11 protein-coding genes and 1 tRNA gene are annotated in these 14210 nt (G+C 40.1%); 8 read left to right on the top strand and 4 right to left on the bottom strand.

All coding sequences use genetic code 11. The features are described 5' to 3' along the window. Positions 1-8 precede the first annotated feature (8 nt). The 4 genes from secD to queA form a co-directional block, all read right to left on the bottom strand. Positions 9-1910, bottom strand: coding sequence for a protein translocase subunit SecD (gene secD, locus MSG66_RS12870; protein ID WP_262473770.1), 1902 nt, complete (start codon positions 1908-1910; stop codon positions 9-11). 51 nt (positions 1911-1961) lie between these two features. Beyond that, entirely contained in the window at positions 1962-2291 is a 330-nt protein-coding gene (gene yajC, locus MSG66_RS12865; RefSeq protein ID WP_003655131.1) for a preprotein translocase subunit YajC, read from the bottom strand. Positions 2292-2388: 97 nt separating this feature from the next. Further along, positions 2389-3522 (bottom strand): tRNA guanosine(34) transglycosylase Tgt, encoded by a 1134-nt coding sequence (tgt, locus tag MSG66_RS12860; RefSeq protein ID WP_133971763.1) that lies wholly within the window; start codon positions 3520-3522, stop codon positions 2389-2391. A gap of 289 nt (positions 3523-3811) precedes the next feature. Then, a complete protein-coding gene (queA, locus tag MSG66_RS12855; protein WP_324654310.1) occupies positions 3812-4849 on the bottom strand; it encodes a tRNA preQ1(34) S-adenosylmethionine ribosyltransferase-isomerase QueA in 1038 nt (345 codons plus the stop codon). 182 nt (positions 4850-5031) lie between these two features. Here queA and MSG66_RS12850 point away from each other — a divergent pair. The 8 genes from MSG66_RS12850 to MSG66_RS12815 all read left to right on the top strand — a co-directional run bounded on the left by MSG66_RS12850 (position 5032) and on the right by MSG66_RS12815 (position 14210). After that, positions 5032-5118: transfer RNA gene (locus tag MSG66_RS12850), tRNA-Leu, on the top strand. A gap of 527 nt (positions 5119-5645) precedes the next feature. Beyond that, positions 5646-6917: a HAMP domain-containing sensor histidine kinase gene (locus MSG66_RS12845; RefSeq protein WP_324654309.1), complete on the top strand. Its 1272-nt coding sequence runs from the start codon at positions 5646-5648 to the stop codon at positions 6915-6917. 67 nt (positions 6918-6984) lie between these two features. Beyond that, on the top strand, positions 6985-9735 hold the full coding sequence (gene glnE, locus MSG66_RS12840) for a bifunctional [glutamate--ammonia ligase]-adenylyl-L-tyrosine phosphorylase/[glutamate--ammonia-ligase] adenylyltransferase (RefSeq protein WP_324654308.1): 2751 nt from the start codon (positions 6985-6987) through the stop codon (positions 9733-9735). A 24-nt stretch (positions 9736-9759) separates the two neighbouring features. Further along, positions 9760-10686 carry a branched-chain amino acid transaminase gene (locus tag MSG66_RS12835; protein WP_042897555.1) on the top strand — a complete coding sequence of 309 codons (927 nt, stop codon included), beginning with the start codon at positions 9760-9762 and terminating at the stop codon, positions 10684-10686. 66 nt (positions 10687-10752) lie between these two features. Then, positions 10753-11643: a mitochondrial fission ELM1 family protein gene (locus MSG66_RS12830; protein WP_202743512.1), complete on the top strand. Its 891-nt coding sequence runs from the start codon at positions 10753-10755 to the stop codon at positions 11641-11643. Between the two features lie 22 nt (positions 11644-11665). Next, entirely contained in the window at positions 11666-12694 is a 1029-nt protein-coding gene (locus MSG66_RS12825; protein WP_324654307.1) for a glycosyltransferase, read from the top strand. Next, positions 12691-13446, top strand: a complete 756-nt coding sequence (locus tag MSG66_RS12820) for a polysaccharide deacetylase family protein (RefSeq protein WP_133971773.1) — start codon at positions 12691-12693, stop codon at positions 13444-13446. Before MSG66_RS12825 ends, MSG66_RS12820 begins: the two co-directional genes overlap by 4 nt. After that, a complete protein-coding gene (locus tag MSG66_RS12815; RefSeq protein ID WP_133971775.1) occupies positions 13443-14210 on the top strand; it encodes a glycosyltransferase family 2 protein in 768 nt (255 codons plus the stop codon). Before MSG66_RS12820 ends, MSG66_RS12815 begins: the two co-directional genes overlap by 4 nt.

The raw sequence follows: 14210 nt of genomic DNA, 5'->3' as shown, positions 1-14210 counted from the left end.
CGATCTCCTTAAATGCTCAACTTTTTCAAATTACGGCGTTTACCATAAATGATTTGTACGATTGCACGTGTTACTGTAATTGCAGTAAACATCGAACACACGATACCAATCATTAATGTTACGGCGAAACCTTTGATCGGGCCTGTACCAATTGCAAACAAAATGAAAGCAACAAGGAACGTCGTTAAATTCGAGTCAAAAATGGTGTTATAGGCTCGATCATAACCGGCCACAATGGCCTGTTTGGGCGATGCGCCCCAGAGCATTTCTTCTCGAATACGTTCGCATATCAATACGTTCGCATCGACAGCCATACCAATGGTAATAACGATACCCGCAATACCTGGTAAGGTGAGGGAAGCCCCGATCCATGACATAACTGTTAAAATCATTGCCAAGTTAACAACAAGAGCAAAGTTAGCAATTAAGCCGAATACACGGAAGAACACTACCATCCAGATTGCAACAAGCAAGAAGCCGATTTGAGTTGATAACACGCCTTTATCAATGTTTTCTTGACCAAGGCTTGGACCAACTACACGCTCTTCAACAAAGTACATTGGTGCAGCCAAAGCACCTGCGCGAAGCATTAATGCAAGTTCAGATGCTTCTTGAGGAGAACTTAAACCGGTAATACGGAAAGTTGAACCTAAAACGGCCTGAACAGTTGCAGCATTGATGACTACAGATTCAGTGTATGGAGTACGAACTTCTGTTTGCGCACCAGTTTTAGGATCTATGACATAAGTAATTTTTTGCTTATTTTCGATGAACAATACCGCCATGCGTTTACCAACAGCATTACGAGTTGCATCGGACATAAGCTTGCCGCCAGCACTGTCGAGGGTAATATTTACCTCGGCACCACCAGAGTCTTGGCTAAAGCCAGAGCTTGCATTTTGAACGCGCTCACCAGTCAAGATACGGTTGCGTTGCAACAAAAGTTGACGACCGCTATCTAAGGACTCATAAGCAAAAACTTCTGTGCCCGGAGGCAAAGGTTGACTATTATATTTACCCGTATATGGGTCAATATATTGGTCATTTGAGTCAGACACTAAACGGAATTCGAGGTTTGCTGTACGGCCTAAAACACGTTTAGCTTCAGCTGTATCTTGCACACCCGGTAATTCAACAACAATACGATTGCTACCCTGACTTTGTACCAATGCTTCTGCAACACCAAGTTCGTTAATACGATTACGTAATGTTGTTAAGTTTTGATTCACCGCATATGACTGGATTTCTTGACGACGTACATCAGTATAAGAAAGCTTTAGAGTAGAACCCGTAGAGCTTGCTAACGCCTGTTGGGTATATTCATTCCCATTACGACGTAAAAAATCCATTGCTGCATCACGGTCAGCATTGTCAGCAAATTGAACAGTGATTACATTATTGGTTAATGCAAGACTATTAAATTTGATCTTGTTTTCACGGAACTGACGACGCAAATCGGTGGCGGAGGTTTCCATACGTTGGGCAACGGCTTTGTCCATATCTACTTCAAGTAAGAAGTGGACACCACCACGTAAGTCCAAACCAAGTTTCATTGGTTTAGCCCCAATCTTTTGCAACCATTCCGGTGTGGTTGGTGCAAGGTTTAGGGCAACAACATATTGATCACCTAAGTCACGACGTAATACTTCTTTTGCTTTTAATTGCGCTTCAGATGAACTGACACGCAAGAGGGCAGCATTATTTGTAAAACTATTGTCATGGCTTGCAATATTTGCTGTTTTTAAAATTTGCTCTGCTTTTTGCACCACACTTTGATCAATTTGGGTACCAGCTTTGGCACCGGAAATTTGAACGGCGGGCTCATCCGGATATAGACTAGGCAGTGCGTATAATGTACTGATTACCAGAACAACTAGAATCAGTAAATATTTCCATGCAGGGTAACGCATTCGCTTTCTTCTTAAATGAAAAAGCCGTGCTAAAGCACGACTGTTTTATGATTAAAGGTTATTTAGAGTGCCTTCAGGTAATACTGAAATTACGCTGGCACGCTGAATTTTTACTTCTACACCACGGCTAAGTTCAACAACTGCATAGTCACCTTCAATTTTGGTCACTTTGCCCATTAAACCACCAGCGAACACAACTTCACTACCTACACCTAAGCTCTCGATTAAAGAACGGTGCTCTTTAGCGCGTTTTGCTTGAGGGCGCCAAATTAAGAAATAAAAGATTGCAACGAATACGACAATCATCAAGATGTTTGGCAAAATACCTGTAGTTGGGCCAGCTGCCGGTGCTGCATGTGCAGCAGAAATTAAAAAGCTCATTTTGATTTCCTAAAGTTAAAAATATGAGTCAGATACCTGACATAATCCTGATTCGTTTTGCAATTTACCTTGTCTTGAGGTTGAGCGCAAATCGGGCTTATTCATCAACCGGACATGGTGGAACTTCTAAACCACGGCGGGCATAAAAGTCCTGAACAAATTCATCAAATGTGCCATTCTCTAATGCATCACGCATACCTTCAGTTAAACGTTGGTAATAACGTAAGTTATGAATGGTACCGAGCATAGACGCTAACATCTCTCCACATTTTTCAAGATGGAATAGATAAGCACGGGTAAAGTTCTTACAAGTGTAGCAATCGCAATGTGGATCGAGCGGACTCTGATCATGGCGATATTTACTATTACGAATACGTACCAGACCATCAGTGACAAAATAATGACCGTTTCGCGCATTACGGGTTGGCATTACACAGTCGAACATATCGACACCGCGGCGCACCGCTTCAACGATATCTTCCGGCTTACCAACGCCCATCAAGTAACGTGGTTTGTCCTGTGGCATTTTGCTTGGTAGATAATCTAAAACTTTGATCATCTCATCTTTAGGTTCACCTACAGATAAACCGCCAATCGCATAACCATCAAATCCGATTTCAAGAAGGCCATTTAAAGACTCATCACGTAAGTCTTCATACATGCCGCCCTGAATAATGCCAAATAGTGCATTGTTATTTTTGAGCTCATCATGATGATGGGTTTTACAACGTTTTGCCCAGCGTAAAGAAAGCTGCAATGATTTTTGTGCTTCTTCATGAGTTGCAGGATAAGGTGTACATTCATCAAAAATCATGACGATGTCAGAGTTCAAAACCTGCTGAATTTCCATAGAAATTTCAGGTGATAAAAATACTTTTGAACCATCAATCGGTGAGCGGAAAGTAACACCTTCCTCTTTGATTTTGCGCATTGCGCCAAGACTAAAAACCTGGAAACCGCCAGAGTCAGTCAAAATTGGCTTATCCCATTTAATAAAGTTATGTAGACCGCCGTGTTCTTTAATAACTTCAAGACCTGGGCGCAAATATAAATGGAATGTATTTCCTAAAATAATTTGTGCCTGAATGTCTTCGATATCACGCGGTAACATACCTTTGACTGTGCCGTAAGTCCCCACTGGCATAAAAACAGGTGTTTCAACAACACCATGCTCTAAAGTTAAACGACCACGACGGGCGCGCCCCGACTGACCTAATTTTTCAAACTTCATCTAAAAATCCTGAACACGAGCAGAGGCGAAGAAACAGTTCGCTGCTAAAAAGAGAGCTATTTTCCTTGATTCTGCGATGTAGTTCTACTACTAAATGTAGCGGTTATATAAAAAGATGGGAGAAACTAAGAATAGCTTTTATCGCATCGATATTTTAATGAAGGAAATATCTAAAATTTAAACTTATAAAAATTCTAATTCACTGGGTAAAGCTGAACGATATTGCTAAACATATACCCCCTTCTATAGGGGAGATAGGTGTTTAAGAATATCGCTCAGTATTTTAATTTTAACCTTCTAATTTATCAATCAGCATTGCATCGCCATAACTAAAGAAACGATAGCGGCTTTTAACTGCATGCTCATATGCAGCCAAAATGTTGTCGCGATTTGAAAGAGCTGACACCAACATGAGCAGGGTAGACTCAGGTAAATGGAAGTTGGTAATTAAACGATCTACGATGCAGAACTGATAGCCTGGATAGATAAAGATTTGCGTGTCGCCAGTCCAAGCCGCAATTTTACCGGCATGGGCTTGAGCTGCGCTTTCTAAAGCACGTGTTGCAGTTGTACCTATGGCAATCACTTTATTGCCGCGTGCTTTCGTCGCCAAAATTAAATCAATGGTTTCTTGAGGAACATCACACCATTCACTGTGCATGATATGGTTGGTAATATCATCAGTACGAACGGGCATAAATGTGCCAGCCCCTACGTGTAAAGTCACAAAAGTTTTTTGAACATTTTTTTGTTCTAACTTTGCTAATAATTCTTCGTCAAAGTGCAAGCTTGCAGTAGGAGCCGCAACACTGGCAATTTTTTCAGGATTATGGAAAACCGTTTGATAGCGTTCGGTGTCTATTTCTTCTGCTTCACGGTTAAAGTAAGGCGGAATAGGTAACTGGCCATATTGCTCAAGGACAGGCAAGATTGGCTGTGAAAACTCAACCACAAATAAGTTTTCGTGACGACCACGTACAATCACAGGAATGTTATTGGCACCAACAAAAAGCTCAGCGCCGGCTTTAGGCGAGTTGCTCGATTTAATATGACAATACGCTGTGGTGTGGTTCAGCATACGCTCAACTAAAATCTCAATAGCACCGCCTGTAGAACGTTTTCCTTTAAGTCGAGCTTTCATGACTTTGGTGTCATTAAGCACTAACAGATCACCTTCTTCGAACAGGTCGATAATGTCTGTGAACATGTGATCGTGATATTGACCCTTTGAGTCTAAGTGCAACAACCGCGAAGCACTGCGTGATTCGAGAGGGTAACGGGCAATAAGTTCATCAGGTAATTCAAAGGAAAAGTCAGACAGTTGCATATTTAGAAAAAAACACCGCAAAAATTGCGCCTAGTATAAACTTTTTCGCTTTTTTATGGCTGTGCTTCTGGCTTAAATCATGAAAAATGTTTAAATGGTCTAAAAGTGAACGATAATATTCACTTAGGGTTTGACAAGTTTTACAAACGCGCTAATATACGCAACACAAACATACTTCCTCTCCCGAGGTGGTGAAATTGGTAGACGCGGCGGACTCAAAATCCGCTGTCAGAGATGACGTGTCGGTTCGAGTCCGACCCTCGGGACCATATTCAGAATCGTAAGATTCTACGAAAACCCCTAAGTTAACGGCTTAGGGGTTTTTTGTTGGGCTAGAACAATATCGATAGCATTTAAGAAATTAATAATAGTTAATAATTTAGTTCCAAGGGAAGGACTCGAATCGTTGTCTATAAACTTAAGCTTCTAATAACCTTTCAATTTCAGGCTCAATGAAGTCCTTAACCAAATTCAACAAGAACTTCATTTATTAAAGTCGAATCAAGAGGGATTCTAAGCTCTTTTTAAAGAATATTTTTAACCACCTTTCTTCTATTTAGAACTCGCATTTGTAACATCTTACAATTCTCTCCCTTAAAAAATTTGTTGTATTTTTCTAAAAACTATTCACTTTATGTATCTAAAAACCTTTAATTGAAACTTCACATTTCTATTTTGAAAAGAAAGTTGCTCTTTTAATGTACTGTGTTAAAGTTTGTAGTAGATCATAATGATTATAAGTAAATTTCTTTGAGAGCGGTTCCGACCCAAAACGACAAAATCTGTGAGGCGGGCAATGACATTCCAACGTTTAGAACTAAACCAAGTTGAGCAGTTAAGTGCTTGCAGAATATCTTTGTTGCTTGGATTAAATGCCGAGCAGAACTATATCGAGCAATTTTTCCGGTTTAGTCTTCGTCTTTTGAAGTGTAAAAAAGCCTTATTAACTTTTAATCAAGAACCTTACTTTTGGCATCGTTGCCCAGATGGTATGACCGCCATTTCGTTTAAACCTTCAAAACATTTAAAACAGTGCTTTGCTAAACAGCAGGTGATTAATCACTTACATCCTTCCTATCAAAATTTAACCAACTATTTAAAAGAATTAAATATTGAATGTAGTCGGGCGTTAGCAGTACATCTTTTACACCCTGATAAAACCTCTATGGGCTTCGCTGTTTTCTTTGATGACAATGCAGCTACATTTGAAGATGATGATATCCAGTTGTTGCTTGATTACTGTTCTACTTTCATGCAGCAGGTTGAGTTGAAATTTAACTATGAAGAGTTAAACGAACTTTATGAACAACAAGTTGCGATTAACTCAAGTAAAACTAAATTTTTCTCGATTATTTCGCATGACTTACGTGCACCTTTTCATGGACTGCTCGGTTTTTCAGAAGTACTCGCCAAAGAGCGTGAAACTTTAGATGAATCAAGCATTCAAAATATTGCAGACTATTTATACGACACTTCGCAATCGACCTATAACTTGCTCGAAAGTTTACTGACATGGGCGATGGCTGAGGGTGGGCGTTTTGTGTATCACCCGATTAATTTTAACCTTAGACAAGTCAGTAATATCGTTTTTGATGTTTTATATACCTTAGCTTTAAAGAAAAATATTGAATTGGTGAATGCTGTACCAGAAGATTTAAAAATCTATGCCGATATCAATATGATGACCTCAGTGATTCAGAACTTGGTGTCAAATGCGCTGAAATTTACGGATGTTGATGGTTCGGGCAAAGTCTTTATTGAAGCCAAACAAACTGGTGAAAATATTGAAATAACAGTTCGAGACACCGGTCTAGGCATGACCAAGCAACAAATGGCGAATTTGTTCCATCCACGTATTACAGCCAGCTTTAAAGGAACCGCAGGTGAAAAAGGTGCAGGCTTAGGTTTAAGCCTTTGTAAGCGTTTTGTCGAGATTAACCAAGGGCAAATTGATGTCAGCTCTAAAGAGGGTGTAGGAACAACATTTAAGGTTTTATTACCTTCAGCTCAAGAAAGTCATGAGACTCATGTCGAGCATTACTCTTCAGCGGAAGCAAAATTAGTCTAATCCCTTTTCCTACCACTACTCGAACTGCTATAACTAAAAAGAGAGTACGAGGAAAAGAGCTTTTTATATGAATGCGGAGCAGTTACAAAAAACATTGCGTGCTAGTCAGTATGCAGAACAAGTTTTAGGCCTGCATCAGGCTGTTTTAGAGCAAGATTACCAAATAGATCAATTTACTGCACCGCTCTCGACTGAACAGATTTATCAATTTGTACAAACCACATTAGATGGAATGGGCGACGAAACATCTTGGATGCGCGCACTTCGTATTTTGCGTGGCCGTTTAATGTTCCGCTGGATCTGGCAGGATGCCAATCAACTGACTGATGTTGTCACACTCACTCGCGAACTTTCTGATTTTGCCGATGCCAGTATTTGTGCGGCAAAGGCTTTTGCACGTGTGGCACTTGCGGCCAAACATGGTGAGCCTTTGAGTTATTCAGGCAAAGTTCAAGATTTGATAGTGGTTGCCATGGGGAAGCTTGGTGCACAAGAACTTAATCTATCGAGTGATATTGATCTGATTTTTGCTTTTGATGAACAAGGCGAAACCAATGGTCGTAAATGCATTGATGTACAGCAATTCTGTATTTTATGGGGACAAAAATTAATTTATTTGCTTGAACACATTACCGCAGATGGTTTTGTATTCCGAGTAGACATGCGCCTGCGTCCTTGGGGGGATGGCTCGGCATTAGCAATTAGCCATGCAGCTTTGGAAAAATATTTAAGCCAGCATGGTCGTGAATGGGAACGCTATGCATGGATTAAAGCGCGTGTCATAACTGGAGATAAAGAAGGGCAAGAATTGTTAGAAATGACACGTCCCTTTGTTTTCCGTCGTTATGTGGATTACACCGCTTTTGCTGCTATGCGCGATATGAAAGCGATGATTGAGCGAGAAGTTCTGCGCCGTCATATTGAGGATGATATTAAACTCGGTGCGGGTGGTATTCGCGAAATTGAATTTATTGTTCAGGTGTTCCAGCTGATTTATGGAGGGTCTAAACGTGAGTTACAAGATCGCCAATGTTTAGTCAGCCTTGAGCACATTGGCGAAGCAGGTTTGTTAGAAAAACAAGCTGTTTTAGAATTAGAAGACGCCTATTTGTTTTTACGCCGTGTTGAACATGCAATTCAAGCACTCAACGATCAGCAAACTCAGCTATTGCCAGAAGAAATTGTCCTAAGACAACGCATTATAGATACCTTGGGCTTTGCGAGCTGGAATGAATTTATTGATGTTTTAAACGAGAAACGTCAGAAAGTAAAAGTTCAATTTAAGCAATTGATTGAAGATACAAGTTCAAATGCAGCGACTGAAAACTTTGGGCAGTTAGAGCAGCAATTAGATGAAGTGTTGGATGACAATGCGAAAAATCTGATTCATGAGTTCTGGCACGGGCATGCCCTCAAAAAATTACCTTCAAATGCTGTTCAGCGTTTAAAAACATTCTGGCCGCATTTAATTGAAGTGATCTTACAGTCCGAGCAACCTCAAACCGCACTTTTGCGCTTAATGCCGCTGATTGAATCGGTCATGCGCCGGACAGTGTATTTGGTGATGCTGATTGAAAGTAAAGGGGCATTACAGCGTTTAGTGAAAATGGCGACCGTAAGTCCATGGATTTGTGAAGAGCTAATACAATATCCAGTACTGCTTGATGAGTTTTTATCGATGGACTTTGAGTTGCCAAAACGCAAGGACTTGGAAGACTCATTACGTCAGCAGTTGCTTCGCATTGAGATTGATCAAGTTGAAGACCAAATGCGGGCACTTCGCCTGTTTAAAAAGAGTAATGTGTTAACCGTCGCGGCAAGCGATGTGTTAGCTGAAAGCCCGCTAATGAAAGTATCCGATGCGTTAACCGATATTGCTGAAGTGAGTGTAAATGCAACCCTCCATTTAGCTTATCAGACTGTAGCAAAGCGTCATGGTTATCCATGTGATGTCGATGGTAAACGTTGCTCACTCGACTACAAGGCCTTTGCTGTCATTGGTTACGGCAAGGTAGGTGGAATTGAGCTGGGCTATGGTTCCGATTTAGATCTTGTCTTTATTCATTATCTAGATGAACAAACTGATACGGATGGAACGAAGTCTATTACTGGCTTTGAGTTTGCTATGCGTGTCGCTCAAAAGTTTATGTCTCTGATGACGACTCAGACACTTGATGGCCGTGTCTATGAAATTGATACACGCTTAAGACCCTCCGGTGAGGCTGGTTTATTGGTTACAAGTCTTAAGGCCTATGAGCACTATCAGTTGAAAAGTGCATGGCTTTGGGAACATCAGGCATTAGTTCGAGCACGTTCTATTGCTGGCGATGAGGTACTTTGCCAGAAATTCGAAATATTTCGCCGCGAGATCTTGACTCAATCTAGAGATGAGGCTTATGTTCGTGAAGAAGTATTGAAAATGCGTCAGAAAATGAAAGACCACCTAGGTTCATCTTCTGAACAAAAAAAACATGGTATTTTTCATTTAAAACAGGATGCAGGTGGTATCGTCGATATCGAATTTATGGCACAGTATGCTGTACTTGCGTGGAGCGGGACGAACCCCGATCTCGCCCATTATTCTGATAATGTAAGAATTTTAGAAGATGCTGCTAAAGCAGACTGCTTATCCAGTGAAGATGCCACAGCATTAATTCGAGCCTATCTTAGTGAACGTGCCGAAAGCCACCGCTTAGCCCTTGCGAATCAATCCATGCAAGTAAGCGCAGCGGACTGGCGTAGTACCCGTGCGGTCGTTTGCAATTTATGGCAAAGATTAATAGACCCAACCGCCTCGGTTGAGTTGGATAGTGAATGATTTTATAACAATTTGGAGTGTTCCATGAATTTGGCTGATCGTGATGGTTTTATTTGGCAAGATGGGCAATTAGTTGATTGGCGTGATGCAAAGATTCACGTCTTAACACATACTTTGCACTACAGTATGGGTGTATTTGAGGGTGTCCGTGCTTATGAAACCCCTAAAGGTACTGCCATTTTCCGTCTGCAAGACCACACAAAACGTTTGTTAAATTCAGCTAAAATTTATCAAATGAAAGTACCGTATGACCAAGCAGCGCTTGAGCAAGCACAAATTGATGTCGTACGTGAAAATAAATTAGCTTCTTGCTACTTACGTCCGCTTATTTGGATTGGTTCAGAAAAACTTGGTATTGCAGCAACAAATAACACCATTCATGCCGCAGTTGCAGCATGGGCATGGGGTGCATACCTTGGTGATGAAGCAATGGCGAAAGGTATTCGTGTTAAAACTTCTTCATTTACTCACCATCATCCAAACGTGACGATGTGTAAAGCAAAAGCGTCTGGTAACTACACGTTATCGATTCTTGCTCACCAAGAAGTTGCTCATTGTGGTTACGATGAAGCAATGTTAATGGACCCACAAGGTTATGTATGCCAAGGTTCAGGTGAAAACGTATTCTTGATTAAAGATGGCGTTTTACATACTCCAGATATTGCTGGTGGTGCGCTTGATGGTATTACACGTCAAACTATTATGACGATTGCTAGAGATCTTGGTTATCAAGTTGTTGAGCGTCGTATTACTCGTGATGAATTCTATATTGCTGATGAAGCATTCTTTACTGGTACTGCCGCAGAAGTAACGCCAATTCGTGAATATGATGATCGTCAAATTGGCGAAGGTTGCCGTGGCCCGATTACCACTGAAATTCAAAAGACTTTCTTTGATGCGGTTCAAGGTAAAAACCCGAAATATGAACACTGGTTAACTTACGTAAAATAAGTTAATCCGTTAACATAAAAAGGCGAACTTTGGTTTCGCCTTTTTATTTTTGGATAGGGAGCTTTTATGCATATTGTCTATGTCTCTGATGGTAAGGCAGGGCATCGTTCACAAGCATTAGGCTTGTTTCAGGCGATGCAAAGACAACAGACAGATACAACTTTTGAAGAGATCCTCATTACTGATTTACCTATTATTTCTCTAATTCAGGCACTTTTCTCTTCAAAAAACTCCTTATTTAAACAAGCCCCCGATTTTATATTTGGAGTGGGGAGCCATACTCATTTTCGGGTCTGGTTACTCGGTAAAATTTTTAGAAAAGCTAAAACTATTATTTTGATGAAGCCTAACTTACCCGTGATTTGCTTTGATTATGCCGTTATTCCAGAGCATGACGGCATTCACGCCGATAGCCATGTGATTGTCACGCGTGGGGCATTAAATCCAATTCGTAATGAAAATCGCCATCAGGCAGCCAGAATTTTAATAGCCCTAGGTGGCTCATCTAAACGACATCAATGGAATCAAGACAAAGTATTAAGCAGTGTTCAAAAAATTATTGAGGATAATCCAGACGCTGAAATTATTCTGACGACTTCACGCCGAACCCCAACAGAATTTATCGATATTTTAAGGCAGCAAAGCTTTGCCGAGCATTTAAAAATATTTCCGGTTGAGCAAACACCTCAAGGCTGGATTTTTGAAGAAATGCAAAAAGCAGAAGCTGTTTGGGTGACCGAAGACAGCGTATCTATGATTTTTGAGGCGCTGACAGCAGGTTGTCGGGTAGGGGTAATGGCAATGGACCGTTTGAAAGACGATCGCATTACCCACTCAGTTGATCAAATGTTAGAATCAAAGTTAATTTCACAGCAGACTTGTGTTGTACAGTTACCACAACCTTATGCTTTTAAAGAAGCAGACCGTGTGGCAACATATCTTTTAGCGAAAAATTAAATTTTTTATTTTGAGTAAATAAATGAAAATATTGCATATTGCGAATTTTGGCTTTAATAAACAAGGCGCCCATTTTTACTGCACAGACCGTAAAATTTCTGCCGGATTAATTGAAAATGGCCATTTCGTTTATGACTTTAGTTTTCGTGACATGGCTCGTATGGGAACCATTTTTAAAACAAAAAAACTAGGTGCCAGTTGGGCCAATAAAGAAGTACTAAAGGTCGTTAATAATATTGAACCTGATCTGGTACTCATCGGACATAGTGACTTAATGAGTCCCGATGTTCTAAAACAGATTAAAGAATCTTACCCAAATACTAAAATTGCATTTTGGTATGTTGACCCGCTTTATCTCGAAAGCAAACTCGATTTCGTAAAAGCATTTTCGCCTTATCTGGACGCTATTTTCTGCACAACAGGCGGAGAATATCTACAAAAATTAAAGCAGCCGCATTTAAGCGTAGCCTATTTACCAAATGTGGGCCACCGTAATGTAGAAACGCTACAACAATTTTCAAACACTAACACAGACAAGACTTTTATTTTCTGTGGCGTGGTCTATAAAGAACCTGAGCGAGAGAAGTTTTTAAAAGATTTGGCAGATGCGCTGCAACAAGGCCATGTGAACTATCAATATTATGGTTGCTTTGAGCAGCCGGGTGTTTACGGTAAAGGTTATTATAAGGTTCTGTCTGAAACAAAAATGGGACTCAATTACTCACGCCGTAATGATGTAACCTTGTATAGTTCTGATCGTATTGTACAGCTCACTGGTAATGGTTTACTCACCTTTAGCCCAAGAATTCCTGGCTTTGAAAAACTCTACACTGAGCAGGAAGTGGTTTACTTTGATGATCAGTTCGACTTGGCCAAAAAGATACAATTCTTTGATCAGAATCCAGAGCAAGCTGAAAAAATAGCGAAAGAGGGATGGGAGAAAACACGCAAATCTTTCAATGCTAAGCGCATCACCCAATTTATGGTTGAAGTGACATTTAAGCAGCCCCTTTCAGAAAATTATGAATGGTCACATGAGGTTTATGCATGATGTGGTTTTTGTACGTTGCGGTAGGCCTACTAGCACTTGCTGCACTATTATATGTGCTGGGTAATTATACTTTCTGGCTTCCGTTTCGTTCGAGCAAACTACCACGCATTGTGATGCTGCATCAGGTAACCCCTAAAGATGCGGCCTCTGGCATGAATATGCCTCCTGAAAAGTTTGAACGACTATTGCAGTTGTTGACGCGTAAAAAAACTACTTTTTGCTTTGTCTCTGAGCTTGAACAATATCGTGGTCAAAAGAACGTTGTTGCTTTAAGTTTTGATGATGGTTTTATGGATAATTATTTATATGCCTATCCATTACTTAAAAAATATAATGCAAAAGCTACCATTTATTTGGCGACGCAAATTGAAGGAATCGAAAAGCTAACTCATGAGCAAATCCATGAAATGGCAAATTCTGGCTTCATAGAGTTTGGTGCGCATACACAACATCATGTGAACTTACTTAAGCTTGATGATCAAACCGCTTATGACGAAATGCTTCAGTCTAAACAAGATGTTGAAGCTTTGGTTGGAAAATGCCCTAGCTTTGCTTATCCGTTTGGTCGATTTAACGAAAAGCACCAGAAAATGGCGCAAGAGATTGGCTTTAAAAACGCAGTATCGACTCGTAAAAAAATCGAAGCGTATGAAGCAGTTAATCAATTTAATATTCCACGTGTCAGCACGCATGGTGCCATGAATGCTTTACAGATGCGTATCGCCCTTGCTAAAGGACGTTATAAGTTATGAATAAAATTCCATGTAGTGTCTATATTGTCACTTTAAATTGTGGCGCTTGGTTAGAGCAAACTTTGCAAAGTGTCAGTGAGTTTGATGAAGTTATTATTTTAGACTCTGGCAGTACTGACAATACTTATGAAATTGCACAGCGCTTTGAAAATACCCAAATTTCTCACCAAGATTGGCAAGGTTATGCTGGGCAAAAAAGTTTGGCTTTAGCAAAATGCCGAAATGATTGGGTACTCAATTTAGATGGTGATGAAGTCTTATCTAACGAGTTAAAACAAGAAATTGTTGAAACGATTCAACAGAATAAGCTTGATGCATTAATCACACCCATTAATGATGTTTTCTTAGGGGTTCCCAACAGTAAACATACTAAAAAACATGCAAAGGTGCGTTTTTTTCGCAAGTCTAAAGGGCATTATGACCTAGCCAATAAAGTCCATGAAAATGTGATTGTGGATGGTGAATCTCAGCGCGCTCAACATGATATTTATCATTATGGCGAGTCGAGCATTTTCGTGAAAGTCGAAAAAAATAACCAGTATTCCAACCTAAAAGCATTAGAGAAATACCAAAAAGGAAAGTCTCCAAGCATTGCAAAATTGGTTTTGGTGATGCCGGTGACTTTTATGAAGTCTTATTTTATTCGCCGTAGTTTCTTAAATGGTTGGCGTGGTTTCGTAAATAGTATGATTAATGCGTTTTATGCATTTCTAAAAGAAGCTAAGTTGTTTGAGCAGACTCTGAATAAAGATAAAAATAAGTAG

Source organism: Acinetobacter sp. IK31 (assembly GCF_035615195.1).
GTDB classification, from domain to species: Bacteria; Pseudomonadota; Gammaproteobacteria; order Pseudomonadales; family Moraxellaceae; genus Acinetobacter; species Acinetobacter calcoaceticus_C.
The sequence above is the reverse complement of the archived record's forward strand: the minus strand, read 5'-3'. Positions and strand labels throughout refer to the sequence as shown.

Excerpts from the sequence above, each read along its gene's own strand:
- MSG66_RS12820 (WP_133971773.1), top strand. The coding sequence starts at position 12,691 with ATGATGTGGTTTTTGTACGTTGCGGTAGGCCTACTAGCACTTGCTGCA.
- MSG66_RS12845 (WP_324654309.1), top strand. The coding sequence starts at position 5,646 with ATGACATTCCAACGTTTAGAACTAAACCAAGTTGAGCAGTTAAGTGCT.
- queA (WP_324654310.1), bottom strand. The coding sequence starts at position 4,849 with ATGCAACTGTCTGACTTTTCCTTTGAATTACCTGATGAACTTATTGCC.
- glnE (WP_324654308.1), top strand. The coding sequence starts at position 6,985 with ATGAATGCGGAGCAGTTACAAAAAACATTGCGTGCTAGTCAGTATGCA.
- MSG66_RS12825 (WP_324654307.1), top strand. The coding sequence starts at position 11,666 with ATGAAAATATTGCATATTGCGAATTTTGGCTTTAATAAACAAGGCGCC.
- tgt (WP_133971763.1), bottom strand. The coding sequence starts at position 3,522 with ATGAAGTTTGAAAAATTAGGTCAGTCGGGGCGCGCCCGTCGTGGTCGT.
- yajC (WP_003655131.1), bottom strand. The coding sequence starts at position 2,291 with ATGAGCTTTTTAATTTCTGCTGCACATGCAGCACCGGCAGCTGGCCCA.
- MSG66_RS12835 (WP_042897555.1), top strand. The coding sequence starts at position 9,760 with ATGAATTTGGCTGATCGTGATGGTTTTATTTGGCAAGATGGGCAATTA.
- secD (WP_262473770.1), bottom strand. The coding sequence starts at position 1,910 with ATGCGTTACCCTGCATGGAAATATTTACTGATTCTAGTTGTTCTGGTA.
- MSG66_RS12815 (WP_133971775.1), top strand. The coding sequence starts at position 13,443 with ATGAATAAAATTCCATGTAGTGTCTATATTGTCACTTTAAATTGTGGC.
- MSG66_RS12830 (WP_202743512.1), top strand. The coding sequence starts at position 10,753 with ATGCATATTGTCTATGTCTCTGATGGTAAGGCAGGGCATCGTTCACAA.